13 protein-coding genes and 1 pseudogene are annotated in these 17,032 nt (G+C 36.8%); 4 read left to right on the forward strand and 10 right to left on the reverse strand.

From position 1 onward, the window contains the following. Nucleotides 1-7 precede the first annotated feature (7 nt). The 10 genes and pseudogenes from AC0L6O_RS05545 to AC0L6O_RS05590 all read right to left on the reverse strand — a co-directional run. Complete coding sequence (locus AC0L6O_RS05545; RefSeq protein WP_473306928.1) at nucleotides 8-2,719, reverse strand: sialate O-acetylesterase; 2,712 nt, start codon at nucleotides 2,717-2,719, stop codon at nucleotides 8-10. A 66-nt stretch (nucleotides 2,720-2,785) separates the two neighbouring features. Continuing rightward, entirely contained in the window at nucleotides 2,786-3,772 is a 987-nt protein-coding gene (gene obgE, locus AC0L6O_RS05550) for a GTPase ObgE (RefSeq protein ID WP_473306930.1), read from the reverse strand. Nucleotides 3,773-3,836: 64 nt separating this feature from the next. Continuing rightward, complete coding sequence (locus AC0L6O_RS05555) at nucleotides 3,837-4,415, reverse strand: adenylate kinase (protein WP_473306931.1); 579 nt, start codon at nucleotides 4,413-4,415, stop codon at nucleotides 3,837-3,839. Nucleotides 4,416-4,533: 118 nt separating this feature from the next. Beyond that, on the reverse strand, nucleotides 4,534-6,234 hold the full coding sequence (locus tag AC0L6O_RS05560; protein WP_473306932.1) for a tetratricopeptide repeat protein: 1,701 nt from the start codon (nucleotides 6,232-6,234) through the stop codon (nucleotides 4,534-4,536). Nucleotides 6,235-6,417: 183 nt separating this feature from the next. Beyond that, entirely contained in the window at nucleotides 6,418-7,326 is a 909-nt protein-coding gene (locus tag AC0L6O_RS05565; protein ID WP_473306934.1) for a PstS family phosphate ABC transporter substrate-binding protein, read from the reverse strand. Between the two features lie 292 nt (nucleotides 7,327-7,618). Then, on the reverse strand, nucleotides 7,619-8,464 hold the full coding sequence (locus AC0L6O_RS05570; RefSeq protein WP_473306936.1) for an energy transducer TonB: 846 nt from the start codon (nucleotides 8,462-8,464) through the stop codon (nucleotides 7,619-7,621). An 18-nt stretch (nucleotides 8,465-8,482) separates the two neighbouring features. Then, nucleotides 8,483-9,040 (reverse strand): ExbD/TolR family protein, encoded by a 558-nt coding sequence (locus tag AC0L6O_RS05575; RefSeq protein WP_473306938.1) that lies wholly within the window; start codon nucleotides 9,038-9,040, stop codon nucleotides 8,483-8,485. 1 nt (nucleotide 9,041) lies between these two features. Next, nucleotides 9,042-9,632, reverse strand: a complete 591-nt coding sequence (locus AC0L6O_RS05580; RefSeq protein ID WP_473306939.1) for an ExbD/TolR family protein — start codon at nucleotides 9,630-9,632, stop codon at nucleotides 9,042-9,044. Nucleotides 9,633-9,693: 61 nt separating this feature from the next. Further along, on the reverse strand, nucleotides 9,694-10,536 hold the full coding sequence (locus AC0L6O_RS05585; protein ID WP_473306940.1) for a MotA/TolQ/ExbB proton channel family protein: 843 nt from the start codon (nucleotides 10,534-10,536) through the stop codon (nucleotides 9,694-9,696). Nucleotides 10,537-10,877: 341 nt separating this feature from the next. Beyond that, nucleotides 10,878-11,570 (reverse strand): annotated as a pseudogene (locus AC0L6O_RS05590) (M28 family peptidase); the annotation flags it as partial. A gap of 481 nt (nucleotides 11,571-12,051) precedes the next feature. On the opposite strand from AC0L6O_RS05590, the gene gcvP reads away from it, so the two are divergent. Genes gcvP through AC0L6O_RS05610 form a run of 4 tightly spaced genes read left to right on the forward strand, consistent with a single transcriptional unit; the run spans nucleotide 12,052 to nucleotide 16,987 of the window. Then, nucleotides 12,052-14,958, forward strand: a complete 2,907-nt coding sequence (gene gcvP, locus AC0L6O_RS05595; protein WP_473306941.1) for an aminomethyl-transferring glycine dehydrogenase — start codon at nucleotides 12,052-12,054, stop codon at nucleotides 14,956-14,958. Then, on the forward strand, nucleotides 14,945-15,964 hold the full coding sequence (locus AC0L6O_RS05600; RefSeq protein ID WP_473306942.1) for an aminodeoxychorismate synthase component I: 1,020 nt from the start codon (nucleotides 14,945-14,947) through the stop codon (nucleotides 15,962-15,964). The genes gcvP and AC0L6O_RS05600 overlap by 14 nt, the downstream gene beginning before the upstream one ends. Then, nucleotides 15,948-16,559, forward strand: a complete 612-nt coding sequence (locus AC0L6O_RS05605) for an aminotransferase class IV (RefSeq protein ID WP_473306944.1) — start codon at nucleotides 15,948-15,950, stop codon at nucleotides 16,557-16,559. The genes AC0L6O_RS05600 and AC0L6O_RS05605 overlap by 17 nt, the downstream gene beginning before the upstream one ends. Then, on the forward strand, nucleotides 16,556-16,987 hold the full coding sequence (locus tag AC0L6O_RS05610) for a hypothetical protein (RefSeq protein ID WP_473306945.1): 432 nt from the start codon (nucleotides 16,556-16,558) through the stop codon (nucleotides 16,985-16,987). Before AC0L6O_RS05605 ends, AC0L6O_RS05610 begins: the two co-directional genes overlap by 4 nt. Nucleotides 16,988-17,032: the final 45 nt, after the last annotated feature.

Consider the following 17,032-nt stretch of genomic DNA (forward strand, 5'->3'; position numbering starts at 1 on the left):
TGTTTTTTTATTCAACCATGATTTTACCAGTGAATTTGGTTCGGTTGTTTTTGACCTTTAAAATGTACTTACCTTGGGGTAAATTCAGGAATTCAAACGTCTTTGGTTCGTTAAATACGTCAACATATTCTGAGAAACGTGGTTTGCCATGTAAATCAAAAATAGTTATTGTAGCTCTATCCACATCTTCTAGAGTTTCTATAGTGATTTTTTTGTCGGTAGTAGGGTTAGGATAGTAGCTGAAGCCATTTTTACTGCCATCTAAATAATACTGAAAGGCATCTGAGCTATCTGATACACAAACTTTTTGACCACCGTTTTTAAGCTGGTAGCTCTTTAATCCTTGCAGTGTGTAATCTCCAGTTCTAACAGCTTTGATATATGCTTTATTACTTTCAATCTTAGTGTCGTTAACACTCCATTGGTAAATCACATTAGATGTATCTGAAGTAAACAAAGAGCTCAATGTAAAGGTACCCGTTTGAATAATGGTTGGATTTTTCGGTTTTTCTAAAACCACTATTTCTTTGATGTCAGACGGTACTGACATACAGCCAAATTCATTTTTGGTTCTAAGGTATACTTCTCGGGTATTAGTTAGTTCTATTTGTTCACTAGTATGGCCTGTGCTCCAGTTGTAGGCGTAAGCAGGTGTGGCTTTAAGGATAACTGATTCGTCATCGCATACTTCTAAACTACCTTCAGATATAATTGTAGGTTTGCTCGGAATAGGGTTTACTAAAACATTGATGGTGTTTGATGCAGATGTACAGCCAAACTCGTTGGTGTTAATTGCGAAGTATTCACCTGTGTTTTTTATGACTAATTCTTTAGAAGTCGCACCAAGGTTCCACTTCATGTTTTGGTCATTTTGGACTCTTAAAATGGTAGAATCTCTTTGACATAGGACATCTAAACCAAGATTTTCTATGGTTGGTTTTTGAGCCGCTGGCTTAATAGTGACATTAACGGGATTGGATTCCCCTTGGCATCCGAAATTATTCTTTGCCTTTAATGTAAATGTACCAGAGGTATTGATTTTTAGCTCAGGCTCTGTAGAGCCTGTACTCCACTCTATTCCATTATTAAGATTAGAACGAAGTATTAATTCTTCGTCAGAACAGATATCTAATGGTCCGGATGCTATTATTTCTGGAACAGGGGTTGGGTAGTTCTTGATTTGAATTTTATCACTTTCTGCTCCGCACAAGTAAAGGTTTACATGTGTCAGGAAATAACTGCCTTCTTGGCTAGCGTAAATACTTTGTGCATTTTGACCAGTGTTCCAATAATTCCAGTAAGGCTTGTCAGTTTTAAGTTCAACATACTGTCCTTGACAAAACTCTGTTGTTCCTAAGGCTTGAATGTTTGGTTTAACGGGATATAGCGAGTTTTCAAACAGGATAGGAGCAGAGTAGTATACGTTCCCGTAGATGTCTTTAGCCATTGTTTGATGGTATCCAGGACCTACTTGAATATCTTTGTCTTGCGAGCCATTGTTCCATTGGTAGGAAGAATAACCGAAAGGAGCTCTAAGGCTCATAGGTTTGCTAGGGTCTTCGTTTCCACAATAAGATTCCAACTGAACAGGCGGATTGCCATAGGTTGGATTAGAATAAGCGAAAAACTCAGAAGACATGTAGTTATTCCAATGCTCGGCTACTTTGGAAAAGCCGGTGGTAGAGAAATGCACGCCATCTACTCTGTCTAAAATATCATCGGTGTTAGGTCCGGGGAAAACATTAGAGTTGTTTGCAATAACTGCGTTTTGAGCGTCAATAACGGGTTGATAAAATCTATTCTGATCCTTAGATACTCTGGCCACCATCCAAGAAATATTCTTACCTGTTCTGCTGTTAGTTTCAGAAACAATTTGATTCAAGTCATTGTAATATGATTGAAACCCTGTGTTCAAGTAATTGTCGCTTTCTCCTTGATGCCATAAGATTGCTCTTAAACCTGTTAAGTTAGTATAGTAATGTAGGGCGTCTGTGATACTTCCGAAAGGATAACCAGCAGGTGCTTGATTATAGGAGTAGGGGTTGGTACCTTTTCCTCCTTGAGATGATTTTACAAATTGAGAAACTTGAAAACCTTCCCAAGCCGCATTCATGAAAAGTACTGGTACATTTAGTTTGGTAGCGAGTAAGTCACCAAGCTCTCCCCAATACCAAGCTCCTTTACCTGTGGGAGCAATAGAAGAACCAGCATCAAGATGACCAAATGAGGGGAATATGGGTTGGTTATAGCCTTCGCTAAAGAAATTTGAAACTACATTGACCCTGTCGTCATAGGCACCTCTTTGACCACGACCGTAATAGCCTTGAGCATTTGATTGTCCAGAAATCAAAAAGACTTCGCCTACTCCAAATTTGTTAATTGTGTTTTCAGCAACAACCTGACCTTCTAAAATACCTCTAACCTTAAGTTGGTACCAACCACCTTGAACAACTAAAGAGCCACGGTAGCTACCAAAAAAAGGTTGTGCAACTATGGAGGTCCAGTCTATAGCTTGCCCTCCTTGAATAGGAATGAGTTTAGCCTCAATTCTATCCATTCTCTTTCTGTAGTTGCCAGCTATGTAAACAATAGTAGCATTGCCATTATTTCTCTGAAAAACAGCTCTCTCAGAAGGGAAGGTTATATCAATATCCTGTCCAAATGAATTTGTATAGCAGCAAGCTAAAAGAATAAAAAGTCCTTTTTTTAAAATTCCCATCTAACCAAAACGGTTTTTTATTTTTAAAATCAGTTATAAAAAAGCACATTTTTTCAGGGGGAATTTTTAAGCAAGGTTATCCCAGAGAATATCCTTTAACTCATTAATTCCTTTTAGGTTTAGGGATGAAAAGAAAACCACTGGAATATCCTGAGGTAATTTTTTCTTTATTTTTTCAAGGTCTTCATCTGTCTGAGTATCTATCTTAGAAATACCCAAAATCCTGTTTTTATCTAACAATTCAGGATTATATTTTTTTAGTTCGTTTAATAAGGTTTTGTACTCGGCTTCTACGTCTTCACTTTCAGCAGAGACCAAGAAGAGTAATATAGAGTTTCGCTCTATATGTCTCAAAAACCTTATCCCAAGCCCCTTTCCTTCTGCAGCACCTTCTATGATTCCAGGAATATCTGCCATTATAAATGACTTATAATCATGGTATGCTACAACACCCAAATTCGGTGTAAGTGTGGTAAAAGCATAATTGGCAATTTCAGGCTTTGCGGCCGAAACTACTGAGAGCAATGTAGACTTTCCAGCATTTGGAAAACCAACTAAGCCAACATCAGCCAAAACTTTTAACTCACAAATAACCCAACCGTCTTTACCCGGTTGCCCAGGTTGAGCATAATGAGGGGTTTGTTTGGTAGAAGATTTGAAATGTGTATTTCCCAAACCTCCCATGCCACCTGCGAAAAGAATTTCTTCTTGACCATCTTCGGTGATTTCAGCTAGTATTTCTCCGGTTTCAGGGTCTTTAACAACTGTTCCCATTGGAACTTCTATCATTACATCCTGACCTTGAGCACCAGTACTTCTACTACCGCTTCCACGAACTCCTTTACTTGCTTTAATGTGTTTCTGGTATCGCAGATGAATTAATGTCCATAAATTGCGATTCCCTTTTAGAATCACATGACCGCCTCTACCGCCGTCACCTCCATCTGGTCCACCTTTGTCAACCATTTTCTCCCTTCTAAAATGAACTGAACCCGCACCTCCGTCACCGGATTGGCAGTGAATTTTTACATAATCAATAAAATTCGATGTCATTGAAAGAATAGTTTAAAACTAGAAAGTAATAATTTAAAAAATAAGCCAGAAGCTAGAAAATGATTTAACGGTTCAGCTGATTATCAATGGCTTTGGTAATATTTGCAAAGATATCATCTATTGCTCCAACTCCCTCGATTTTAATAAGCTTTCCTTGTTTTTCATAGTACGGAAGTACATGAACAGTTTTTTGGAAGTATTCGTCTATTCGTCTAATCAGTTTTGTTTCGTCGTCATCGGCTCTGCCGCTTACTTTTTTTCTTTCAGCAATTCTTTGTTTTATTTCGTCTTCATTCACATCTAACTGCAACACAAGACTAATTTCTTCATTTTTCGCTTTTAGAAAAACATCAAGAGACTCGGCCTGTGCTACCGTTCGTGGAAATCCATCAAAAATAAAGCCAGAAACGTCAGGGTTGTTATTTACCTCTTCTTCCAACATATTAATGGTGATAGAATCTGGTACTAAAATTCCTTCTGAGAGTAGTTCTTTTACCTTTTGGCCTAGCACAGTATTTTGTGTAATGTGCATTCTGAACATATCTCCTGTGGAAATATGAGCTAGATTATACTTTTCAATAATTTTGGCAGACTGTGTGCCTTTTCCTGCCCCTGGAGGCCCAAAAATAACAAGATTAAACATGAATAGATTTTTAGATTAACGTTTGACAAATTTAGGACTATTTGTCAAATGAGAAGATATAAACTTATGTAAACAAAAAAAGCCTGGCTATGCCAGGCTTATATATTATTAAGGTCGCTTATTTACCAGACTCAGTAGCATTGCTATCTGTTCCCGTGCTATCGCCTTCCATTTCTTCAATTTCAGGCTCGATTCCTAAGATTGAATTTTTAAGGTCAATTGCTCTTTGATTAGTTGGGTCATATTTAAGAAGTTCGTCAACATAAACCATTGCTTTCTCTGTATTCTTATTAACCAACCACTCTTTACCAGCTAGGTAGCTGTATGCTTCAGAAAGATTCCTTGCATCAGCTGCTTTTTGCTCTTCTGGAATTAGAGAGATGTATTTTTCATACATTTCCGCAGCAATAAAGGTAGTATCTTCTCTGTTAATGTTTATTTTAGTTCTAGCACTCATTAAATACGGCATAGGCCAAGAGTCCTTATAGGCTGCCTTTACCTTATCAAAAGTAGAATCAGCTTTTTCGAAGTTTTTCGTCATATACTGAAGAGAACCCAAAGTCCAAAAGTCTTGTCCGTTTGGTTTCTTTTTAGTGTCAATCGATTTCTTTACATAAACCAATGCGTTGTCGTAGTCTCTCTTCTCCTGGAAGTATCTTCCTAATTCTGTATAGTACTCGTAAGTAGTATCGTTCAAGGAAACCGCCTTTTCAATGTTTTGAATGGCCAAACCTTCGTTTGCAGCAGGCTCTTCATCGTCAGTAGCTTTAGCTAAAAATGCTCTACCAATAAATCCATAATCAAGGCCGAAAATTTCTTCTTTAGAAGCTACGCTTATATATTTCTTTAAGTCAGCAATCGCTGCGTCATACTTACCTTGCTCAAATTTAGAGATACCTGAAAGTCTATGAACGATTGGATCAGTGTTACAAGACTCAATCTCTTTAATTTTGGCTAATACATTGTCAAAATCTTTCGCAGTAAATGCAAGTTTAGCATATCTTAAGTTGGCCAAGCAATCACCATCTCCGTTTTGAAGGTATTGTTTTGCAGCTCCTGCAGCTTCACCCCATTTCTGGTATGTTTGAAGTAAAGAAGACTTATAGTAGTAAGCTGGAGCATGCGTTGGGTCTGCGGCAATAGCTTTGTCAATGGCCTCTTGTGCTTCTGGGTAGTTTTTACCTTGTAGCCAAATCTTAGCCATGAAAGAATAGATAGCTGCTTTATCTTTAGGATTAAGTCTTTCAGCATTTCTCAAAGCATTCATCAAATCACCACCCTCATTCTTTATGTCGTAAGCCTTTGCTTTAACTACATAATATTGAGGATTATCAATCTTTTTAACCTCTAAAGCTTTATCAATTAACATAATTGCTTCGGCAGGGTCGTTTGACCAGTCGAACATAGTATAAGCTTCCGCTGCTCTGTAAATTAGTTCAGAGTCTTTTGCTCCTCTTCCTTTGCCAATTTCATCGTCAATAAGAAGTTTAGCACCAGCTAAATCTCCTTTGCCAATTTTTACCATGGCAAGACCAATGTTGTTTAATGGATTACCTTTTTTGTCAAGGGCATTCCCTTTTGTAAATACTTCTTGAGCTTTGTCAAGGTTCTCTTTAGCATTTGGCGTGCTTAAATAGTATCTCCCTAACTCAAAATAATTTTCAGCCGTTGGATTTGAACTAACCAATTTGTTAAATACTTCCCCAGCTTTGAGATAACGTTCGGCATTTAAATGTTTAAGGCCTTCATCTATTGATTGGGCATTGCCATTTAAAGCTGTCAGTATTAAAACTGAAAAGCTAAATAACAGTGTTTTCATAATCTTCTTCATCTTCACTTCCAAGTTAAGGTTTGTATTTCTGTTAAATTAAAGTCTGCAAATTTATAAAAATGTGGCTTAACCAAAAGCCTTTATCTGCACAAACTAATGTTTTTTTTATGTTTTATTTAGACTTTTTTAAGATTAATAGGATTGTAAACGATTTGTTAATAGAAAATATAATTATTCTACTACTTGAAAAGGGGCACTTGAGGTAAGTTGGTAATTCTTAGGAATAAGGTAAAAAGGCTGAAGTCCCATTTTCTCCACCACAAGTTGACCTATTTGCGTACAAGCAAACCTTACAAAACCCATAGCTACTCCCCAACCATTTTGAGTGGTGTGAAGGTAGATTATCTTAACAAAAGGATATTCCTGGTTTTTTAGAGTACTTAAAGTTGGTAGTACGGGCTCAGATGAAGTACTAGTGTTTACGCCAAGAATCTTAATTTGATCTTTTAGTTTCATTGAGTTTTTATCATCCTCATCGCTTATCCAATTGAGTCCTATAAGACCAATCGCATTTTTGTTCTTCTTTACTTGTTCAAAAACTTCGAGGGTTCCGTTGGTTGCAAATATGTTGGATTTATTAATTTCTGTTATGTCAAATTTTGATAGCATTAAGTTAAGATTACTAGAGCTACTGTTGTCAAAAACTAATTTAATATCGGTTTCTTTTCCTTTAAGAATAGCTTCTATCTCTTCAATGTCAATGTTATTTACGTCACTTTCTTTGTTGGTGATTAGTGTAACAGCGTCTAAGGCCATGGTGGCAGGGTGATATTCTCTATTTCTTTGAGTGTAGTATTGCTGCTCATCCAAAGTTAATTCTCTAGAAATCATAATGAGGTCAGCAGAATCTGAAAGCATGTAATTGACAGCCTTTTGCTCGGGTACATATAAAACATTAAACTTTGCTTCAGGATAATGTGCTTGGTAAGCACCCATTTCAGCTTCTGCTATAGGTCGAAAAGATTCATCAACGGCTATCGTGATTTCTCCTCTTGCTACTGATAGTGTCGCGGTATCTTTAGGGTGTGAACAGGAAATTAAAAAGGTAAGAGCAAGGCTTGTTATAAGTAGGTTTTTCATAAGAAGTGTATTTATAATAGATACGATAATTAACGCAAATGGTTTTACGGAGGCTTTAAAAAAGAACAGGTCACTTAAAGTGACCTGTTTTTCCAAATACGGTAAATTCGAAATAGCCCGTAAACTATGAGTACTGCTCCTAAAGCGTAACTTACATTAGGAGGTAGGCTTGACATAAACCATTGTTTATCTATAATATAGGCACCAATGATTATATATAACAAGCCCATAGTAACATGGAGAATAACTTTCGTTAGTTCCCATAGTTTTTTAGGGTCCTTATGCCCAAGCATTACTCAAGTTGATAAAATACTGGCATGGTAAAGAATACACGAACATTCTTACCGTTTTGACGTCCAGGATTCCATTTCGGCATTGCTTTGATTACACGAATCGCTTCTTCATCACAGCCAAAACCAATTCCCTTAAGAACATCAATTTTACCAATTGAACCATCTTTTTCAACAACGAACTTCACAAACACTCTACCCGAAATATTAGCTCTTTGAGCTGCAGGTGGGTATTTAATTTTAGAAGCGATGAACTTGTACATTTCGGAGGTTCCTCCTGGAAATTCAGGATTCTGCTCTACCGCAGTAAAGATTTGTTCTTCTTTTGGTTTACCAAGGCCAGCTGGTTTTGTGATAGCTGGAGGTGGTGGAGGTGGTGGCGTAAATACATCAGTCACATCTTCACCTTCTACATCTTGTGTAGATACAATGGCGTCTTCCAAGTCTTTATCTTCTGGAGGAGGCGTCTCAATAATCACCTCTTCATCAGCCTTAGGCTCAGGAGGCAAGAATTGAACTTGTTTAAGTTCTGGTGGTGGTGGTGGTGGTTCCTCCTCCTCTGGAGGCGGAATATCAATTTCCTCCTCCTCTTCCAGTTCCTCTTCCAGTGCAGATAAGTCAATCTCTACAGAGGTTATTTCTTCCGGTGCTAAATTAGGAACAACAAATTTTTGGTATCCCCAAGCACCTCCTATAAGCAAGAGACATGAACTAATGCCATATACTGCTGCTTTTGTCAGAAATTTGGAATAATTCTTTCTCAAGAAATAAGCACCATAGGTCTTATTTCTATGTTCAAAAATTATATCATCCAAATTTGCTGGACTGCTATTTTTATTATTATCCATTTCTTAAGGAATTTAAATTTATTCAGCAGGTACTGGCTTACCTATTTTTGTGTAATAGGCTTCCTTCTCTACTTGTTGCAATTCCACTACGGCTTTCTTATTACTTTCAGTAATAGCCATTTCATCCAAGATATCTACTGAATTTTTCCAGGTAGACTCATCACTAGGTTTGATGATCACCGTCCAGTTATCTTGATCTAGAGCTTTGCTTTTCTTTAGAAGAATAGCAGTTCTAATACCATCTTTAGAATAATCAGTTTCCACTAAATCATCTGCAGTAACCTCTTTTAAAGGTTTTTGGTACCAGAATACTCTGTCGTCTTCGCCTAGAATAATAGTAATAGTGTTAGAAACTTTAATATCAAGTTCCTGCTCTACTCTATCTTCGGGTGGCAACTCTTTTGGTGTGTTATACACCATTGTATTCGGTTTACTGAAGGTAGTAGTATAAATAAAGAATGTAATAAGTAAGAAACCTAAATCCACCATTGGTGTCATATCTGGTTTACCTGCACCTTTCTTTACTTTTGATTTACCCTTACCTCCACCGGAATCTTTTACTTGAACTTCAGCCATCTTATTTCTCGGTTTTGGTTATCAGTTTAAACTTATTCAAATCGGCCGCACTGAACTCTTTAAATAGATTTCTTAAAGAAGGGTATGGTGTACCACCATCACCTCTTACCGTAATCTTAGAACCAGAGAACGATTCTCCGAAAGTCTTAACCCAATCCACTAATTCGTTATCTGTAGAATCTAAAGGAATTCCAGTTAGATCATAAGACATTCTTTGCTCTTCAGTCAGATTGATGTAAGCTTTCAATTGTTTCATTGGTACACCAACTTCAGAAAGCGTAGTGAAGCCAATAATCTCTTGATTTGATAATCCAAGATTATATTTATCACTTAAAACTTTTGCAAAATCATCTCTTTGAGATGGATCTACAATTCCGAAGTAGTACCTGCCATCCTTGTCAATTGACACCATAGAGGCATCAGTTTCAGGGATTAAATCTGACGATATAGATGAAGGAGTATCAATAGTTACTGTTTCTTCACTCTTAAATGAACTAGCCATGATAAAGAATGTCAATAACAAGAACGCCACATCACACATCGCAGTCATGTCCATTGAAGGACCATGTCTTTTTGGTTTTACAGCTGCCATATATTTTTCTTTTAATGCTTAAAGTTAAACAATTATTCTTAACAACTAAAGAATTAGTTGATTAATTATTCGCAGAGAATGTTTGCTGTAAGCTCATTCCAATTTCGTCAATCTTAAATGTAAGACTGTCAATTTTGCTAGTAAACAAGTTGTACATGATAATTGCAACAGCAGATGTTCCAATTCCAAGACCTGTGTTAATAAGTGCTTCTGCAATACCACGAGCTAGCTCGGCAGCATCAGGAGCTCCTCCACCTTCACCAATAGCGAAGAAAGAACGAATCATACCAAGTACTGTACCTAAAAGTGCAATAAGCGTAGCAACAGAACCTAAAGTAGAAAGAATAGTAAGGTTTTTCTCAAGCATAGGTAATTCTAAAGAAGTAGCTTCTTCGATTTCTTTCTGAAGAGCAGCTAGTTTTTGGTCTTTAGTTAATTGAGTTTCACCAACTAATTGATTGTACTTAGCAAGAGCTGTTTTAGCAACATTTCCTACAGTACCACTTTGTTTGTCACACTCTTTGATAGCATCTTCTAAGTTTCCAGCTGAAACCTGAGAACGAATCTTTGCAACGAATGCATCTAAGTTTCCTTTTCCAGAAGATTTACCAATAGTGATAAAACGCTCAATTGAGAAAACGACTACAATTAAAAAACAAGTAATAAGGATTGGTACAATAACACCACCAGAGTAAACAATTCCTAGCATGTTAGAAGGATGATGCTTTACTTCAGGATCGTCAAAGTTGGCACCGTCACCTAAAATAAATTTCCAAATACAAATACCAATTACCAATAGTATTGGAATGATAATACCTGCATTAAGTCCTCCACCTTTTTTAGGTGCTGCCGCTTTTTTTGGTGCGGGTTTCTTTGCCGCAGGAGCTGTAGTCTTTTTTTCCATTAGATTAGAATTTTTGGGGTTTTTGATTTAATAAAACCGTTTGTTATAAAAAAAATATTAATTGGTTTCGAAAGAACGCTAAAACTGATTTAAGTAGTCAGATTCTAAACAAAACTTTGGCAATTCTAAGGAAAATACCTTAGAACCTAAAACATTTGTGATTCCTTTTTTTACGGCCGCTTCATTTTTTTGTGTTTTTACCTCAGGCCGCTTTAGAGTCGTTGGAAGCCTTTTTTATGCAATGAACTCATATTTTGTTATTTAACGGATAGGTTAATTTAGGGCCAGAAATGTAGGTTAAGTAGATGGACTATAATCGAATGAAGACAATTGGGTTTGATTTAACGATTAACTTCCAATCTTTCTGGTCTATTGGCGACTTCCCATGCAGTGTGAAAAACAAGCCTTGTAATGTAGGAGTATTTAGGGAATAATATTTTTTCAATATCATCGCCGGGTTTGTGATAATCTTCATGAACGCCCGTAAAAAAGAATATTACGGGAATATTATTTTTTGCAAAATTATAATGGTCAGAACGGTAATAAAACCGATTTGGGTCTTTTTCATCGTTATAGGTATAGTCGAGTTTATATTTAATATATTTCTTGTTAACCTTCTTGCTTATTTTATCTAGATCGGAGGATAGTTTGTCTGCCCCTATTAGGTAAACGTATTTGTCCGTTTTATGATGTTCGTCTTTTCTTCCTATCATATCTATGTTAAGATTGCAAACTGTATTAGCAAGTGGAATGACCGGAGCGTAATCTGTATAGTATCTAGAACCTAGTAATCCCTTTTCTTCTCCGGCAACTAATAAGAAAAGAATACTTCTTTCTGGGCCATGCCCTTCATTTTTAGCTTTGACAAAGGCTTCTGCAATTTCAAGAATAGCTGCAGTACCACTACCATCGTCATCAGCTCCATTATTTATTTCTCCATTACTATCAATTCCTATATGGTCATAATGAGCAGAAATGATAATAACTTCGTCTTTCTTTGATTTTCCAGGTAGCAAACCTAAGGTATTCATGGTTGAACGTCTTTCAAAGTTTGGCGGCACTTCTGCATCGGAAGCTAGGAGTTTTTGAGATTTACCTTTTACGGCTACATCAAACCATTGAAAATATGATTTATATTCACCTAGGTCTACTATTCTTTCCAAACCCAGTTTCTCAAATTCGCCAGCCAAGTAGTTAGCCGCTTTGTATTGGCCTTTGGTGGTAGTTTCTCTGCCTTCCATATCATCAGAGGCGATAATCTCTAAATGCTTTCTCAAGTCGGAGGTAGTAATAGTTTCAGCATAAACCTTTGGTTTTTTTTGGGATGTTGCCTCATTAATAGATAATAAACTGAAGAGCAATATTAGGATGTAAGGAGTTTTCATTCAGAAAATGGTGTTTGATATGGTTATTAAATGATAGTTAAATAAGGTAAAAGGTTTCGCTTTATCAAACAATTCATTATTAGTACTTTTGTGCCGCTGAAATTTACCTTAAATAAAGTATTGAAATCATATGACAATAAGTCTTAACACTCATGAAAAATTTGAAGACAGACATCATGGGAAAAGGTCAAAGAACCTAGAAGAAATGCTACAGAAAGTTGGTGTTGAAAATATAGACCAACTAATTAGAGAAACGGTTCCTGCAGATATCAGATTAAAGAAGTCACTTTCTTTGCCTGAAGCAAAAACAGAAACTCAGTTTTTGAAAGATTTCAGAGTTCTAGCAGACAAGAATAAAGTTTTCAAGTCTTTTATAGGTTTAGGTTATTATGAGTCGGTATTGCCAAATGTAGTTCAGCGAAATATTTTAGAGAATCCGGCATGGTATACTGCTTATACACCTTATCAGGCGGAAATAGCTCAAGGAAGACTTGAAATGCTATTTAATTTCCAGACAGTAATTTGTGATTTAACACAAATGCCTTTGGCCAATGCATCCTTATTAGATGAAGGTACGGCAGCGGCAGAAGCCATGGCAATGTTTTATGGAAACAGAAAAGGAGCCAAAAAGAAAGTAGCCGATGTTTTCTTAGTTTCTGAAAATTGTCTTCCTCAAACTATTGATATTGTTATAGGTAGAGCCTTATCTCAAGGTTTGAAGGTAAAAGTGGTTTCTGAATCAGAAATGGAGTTTTCAGAAGAGGTTTTCGGCGTTTTGATTCAGAACCCCGGAAAAGATGGAGAAATAAAAGATTATACAGAGCTTATTGAAGAAGCTCATGCAGCAAGTGTTCAAGTAGCTGTAGCCGCAGATTTGTTATCATTAACGCTTATTAAGTCTCCTGGTGAAATGGGAGCAGATTGTGTTTTAGGTACTGCCCAAAGGTTTGGTATTCCTATGGGACTTGGTGGTCCACACGCAGCATTTTTTGCTGTTACAGAAAATTACAAAAGACAAATTCCTGGAAGAATAATAGGGATGTCAAAAGATGCTCAAGGAAATAATGCCTATAGAATGGCACTTCAAACCAGAGAGCAGCATATAAGAAGAGAAAAAGCAACTTCAAATATTTGTACATCGCAGGTGTTATTAGCGGTACTTTCTGCTGCCTATGCTTTATACCATGGTTCGGAGGGGTTGACAAAAATAGCGGAAAGAGTACACGGTTTAGCTCGATTTTTTGCCAACTCTGTGCAAGGCTTAGATTTCAAAATCAATAATGAAGACTTTTTTGATACGGTATCTGTAGAGGTAAATGGAACAGATAAGTTAAAAGAATTGGCAGAAGCCAAAGGCATCAATCTTAGATATGTTGACGAAGATACTGTTTGTATAAGCTTTGATGAAGCTAAAACATTAAGTGATGTAGGCGATTTATTAGAGATTTTTGCTGAGACCAGAGGCGATAGAGTTTTGATGAGCCTGAAAGGCGAAATAGAGTCTGGTATTCCAAGTATTTTGAAAAGATGTTCGGCGTTTTTGACCAATGAAGTTTTCAATACACATCATACAGAACATGAGATGTTGCGTTATTTGAAAACGTTAGAAAATAGAGATTTATCGCTCGTGCACTCTATGATCTCATTAGGTAGTTGTACCATGAAATTAAATGCTACAGCAGAAATGATTCCTGTAACTTGGCCAGAAATAGGAGGGTTGCACCCTTTTGCTCCCGCAAATCAAACAGAAGGTTACCACGAACTTTTCAAAAACCTTCAAGATTGGCTGGCCGAAATAACTGGTTTTGACGCAGTGTCTCTTCAACCCAATTCTGGTGCTCAAGGTGAGTATGCGGGCTTGATGGTTATTAGAGCTTTTCATGAGAGCAGAGGAGATACACATAGAAATATAGCACTTATACCTTCATCGGCACATGGTACTAATCCTGCTTCTGCTGTAATGGCAGGTATGAAAGTGGTAGTGACCGCATGTGATGAAAATGGAAATATTGATATAGAAGATTTAAAAGCTAAAGCAAAAGAGCATTCTGAAAATTTAGCTTGTTTGATGGTGACGTATCCTTCTACTCATGGTGTTTTTGAAGAAGGTATAAAAGAAATATGTGCCTTAATTCACGAGCATGGCGGTAGAGTTTATATGGACGGAGCCAATATGAACGCACAGGTAGGTTTAACTTCACCTGGTACCATTGGGGCAGATGTTTGTCATCTGAACCTTCATAAAACGTTCTGTATTCCTCACGGTGGTGGTGGGCCAGGAATGGGACCAATTGGTGTAGTAAAAGACTTAGAGCCTTTTTTGCCAGGTCATGTTCAGATGAAAGGTAGGAAAAGTGTTGAGACGGATTCTAGTGGTTATTCATTTGGGTCTACGCATGCTATTTCTGCAGCACCATGGGGTAGTGCTAGTATTTTGCCTATCTCGTATGCTTATATAGAGATGATGGGTGCAGAAGGTTTAAAGAATGCTACGCAATATGCCATTTTGAATGCCAATTATATCAAAGCAAGATTGGAAGAGCATTATCCTATATTATATACTGGGAAAAATGGAAGATGTGCTCATGAGATGATTGTGGATTGTCGTGCCTTCAAAGCTTCTACAGGAGTAGAAGTGGAGGATATTGCTAAAAGATTGATTGATTATGGATTCCATTCACCTACAGTCTCTTTTCCAGTAGCGGGTACTTTAATGATAGAGCCTACAGAATCGGAATCTAAGCAAGAATTAGATAGATTCTGTGATGCATTGATTTCTATTAGAGCAGAAATAGCTGAGATAGAAAGAGGTGAAGCTTCAGCAGAAGATAATGTATTGGTAAATGCACCACATACCATGGAGGTAGTGATGGCGGACGTTTGGGAGAGGCCTTATTCTAGAAACAAGGCGGCTTTTCCTGTGGAGTATGTTAAGAATAGTAAATTTTGGCCATCAGTAAGCAGAATTGATTCGGCTTACGGCGACAGAAATCTAGTGTGTAGCTGTCTGCCACTAGAAGCTTATGCAGAAGCTTAATAAAAATCAAGAAGTAATAGAAAAGATGAATGAGTTTGGCAAAAGCCAAACTCCTTTTCTTTTTATGGTAGATTTTGAGATGGGAGCCCCAATGGTTATTCCACTTCATGATTTAGATAATAATAAGCTATTTTATGCCATGAATGATAACTTTGTTAGTTATCAGAACTTTAATCCTATCAATTTTAAAGATTTAAAACCCCTTCAGATAATTAAGAAGCCAATAGGACTAAAGGCTTTTAAAGAAGCTTTTGACCAAGTTTTGGCCAATCTTAAAAAAGGAAATAGTTTTTTGACAAACCTGACGGCCGAAACAGCTATTTCAAGCAATTGGTCTTTAGAAACACTTTTTCATAAATGTAAGTCCAAGTATAAGCTTTTTGTCAAAGGCAAATTCATCTGCTTTTCTCCAGAGACTTTTGTTCAAATAAGGGAATCTGGTAAAATTTCTTCTTTCCCTATGAAAGGAACCATCAATGCTCAAATAGATGGAGCGGAAGCTATTATTTTGGCAGATGAGAAAGAAAAATATGAGCATACCACCATTGTAGACTTGATTAGGAATGACCTTAGTAGGGTTGCTGATAAGGTTTGGGTAGAACGATTTAGGTATATTGAGAAGATAAAAAAGGAAGATGGTTCCGAATTGCTTCAAGTTAGCTCTGAAATATGCGGAGAGTTAGGGACTTTATGGAAAGAACGTGTTGGTGAAATAATATTTAAGCTACTCCCAGCTGGGTCAATATCAGGAGCACCGAAACCTAAAACTTTAGAAATAATAAAGGAAGCCGAGAGGAAAACTTTTGAAAGTGGTAAAAGAGGCTTTTATACAGGAGTCTTTGGTGTTTTTGATGGGGATAAACTTGACTCTGCAGTAATGATTCGCTTTATTGAAGAAACATCTAAAGGCTTGGTATTCAAGAGTGGGGGAGGTATTACCTCTAGAAGCAGTGCCGAAAAAGAGTACGAAGAATTATTAAGTAAAATTTATGTCCCTATTTTTTGAAACGGTCAAATATCAGAAAGGAGAGTTTTTTTTGCTTGATTATCATGCCGAAAGACTGAACCGTACCCGTTTTGAAAAGTTAGGATTAAGTAATTCCTTAAACATAGCAGCGGCTATGAAAGGAGCTCCAGAAGATAATGGTCTTTATAGATGCAGAATTGACTATGATAAAGAGATATCCAAAATTTCATTTTATCCATACGAGGCAGCTCAGCATTCTAAAGTATTATTAAAAGACTGTGGAGACTATGATTATAGCTATAAATCTAGTGACCGCTCTTTTTTGAATAATGCTGTATCAGCGTCAAAGGCAGACGATATTATTTTTCTAAAGAATGGCTATTTGACAGATGCTTCTTATTCTAATTTGGCTTTATTTGATGGGAAAAATTGGCTCACGCCCAAAACATATTTACTTAATGGTGTCAAACGTCAATTTTTGATAAATACAGGCTTCTTGAAAGTCAAAGAGGTGTCAAAATCAGATTTGTCAAGCTATCACAAAATTGCTTTCATAAATGCCATGCGTGATTTTGAGTTGGTTTATAGCTTTTCTCTTCTAAATAATGAAATTCACCTTACTTTAGACGTATGAAATTTACTTTCTTTTTATTGATTACGGTATTCAGTCTAAGTGCTTTTGGTCAGGAACGATATTATTTGATTATCTCATCGGAGAATAATGAAACGGCGTACCAAGCTGCTATAACGTCAAATAACTTTCTTGATATAGATATCGAGAAAGGAGAACTTAATGGTGTTTTAAAAAATGGGAAGTTTATGGGTTTTTATGAGATACTGAATACCTCCATAGGCTTTGTAAAAGGCTTTAGATATAGAATGGCTTTAGGCTATTTACAGCGAGATGTGGTAAATGACCAAGGGTTTATTGATTATACGCAAGCCTTAGCTGATGGTAGAACCTTCTATTTTTACCCTGATGTTTTGGCTAGTCCTACTTGGCACTTTTTAGAAATTAGTGGTGAGGGAGAGCAGACACTTCGGTTTGTTAGGAGACATTAATAAGCTTTCATTTTAATTTTTGTGATTTTAACCTCATTAAGAGGT

It is taken from the genome of Arcticibacterium sp. GJ41-1, assembly GCF_055808875.1.

What these genes read in the sequence shown, in the direction of transcription:
- AC0L6O_RS05570 (WP_473306936.1), bottom strand. Translation starts at nt 8,464, where the DNA reads ATGGATAATAATAAAAATAGCAGTCCAGCAAATTTGGATGATATAATT.
- AC0L6O_RS05560 (WP_473306932.1), bottom strand. Translation starts at nt 6,234, where the DNA reads ATGAAAACACTGTTATTTAGCTTTTCAGTTTTAATACTGACAGCTTTA.
- AC0L6O_RS05575 (WP_473306938.1), bottom strand. Translation starts at nt 9,040, where the DNA reads ATGGCTGAAGTTCAAGTAAAAGATTCCGGTGGAGGTAAGGGTAAATCA.
- AC0L6O_RS05565 (WP_473306934.1), bottom strand. Translation starts at nt 7,326, where the DNA reads ATGAAAAACCTACTTATAACAAGCCTTGCTCTTACCTTTTTAATTTCC.
- AC0L6O_RS05585 (WP_473306940.1), bottom strand. Translation starts at nt 10,536, where the DNA reads ATGGAAAAAAAGACTACAGCTCCTGCGGCAAAGAAACCCGCACCAAAA.
- AC0L6O_RS05610 (WP_473306945.1), top strand. Translation starts at nt 16,556, where the DNA reads ATGAAATTTACTTTCTTTTTATTGATTACGGTATTCAGTCTAAGTGCT.
- AC0L6O_RS05580 (WP_473306939.1), bottom strand. Translation starts at nt 9,632, where the DNA reads ATGGCAGCTGTAAAACCAAAAAGACATGGTCCTTCAATGGACATGACT.
- obgE (WP_473306930.1), bottom strand. Translation starts at nt 3,772, where the DNA reads ATGACATCGAATTTTATTGATTATGTAAAAATTCACTGCCAATCCGGT.
- AC0L6O_RS05605 (WP_473306944.1), top strand. Translation starts at nt 15,948, where the DNA reads ATGTCCCTATTTTTTGAAACGGTCAAATATCAGAAAGGAGAGTTTTTT.
- gcvP (WP_473306941.1), top strand. Translation starts at nt 12,052, where the DNA reads ATGACAATAAGTCTTAACACTCATGAAAAATTTGAAGACAGACATCAT.
- AC0L6O_RS05600 (WP_473306942.1), top strand. Translation starts at nt 14,945, where the DNA reads ATGCAGAAGCTTAATAAAAATCAAGAAGTAATAGAAAAGATGAATGAG.
- AC0L6O_RS05555 (WP_473306931.1), bottom strand. Translation starts at nt 4,415, where the DNA reads ATGTTTAATCTTGTTATTTTTGGGCCTCCAGGGGCAGGAAAAGGCACA.
- AC0L6O_RS05545 (WP_473306928.1), bottom strand. Translation starts at nt 2,719, where the DNA reads ATGGGAATTTTAAAAAAAGGACTTTTTATTCTTTTAGCTTGCTGCTAT.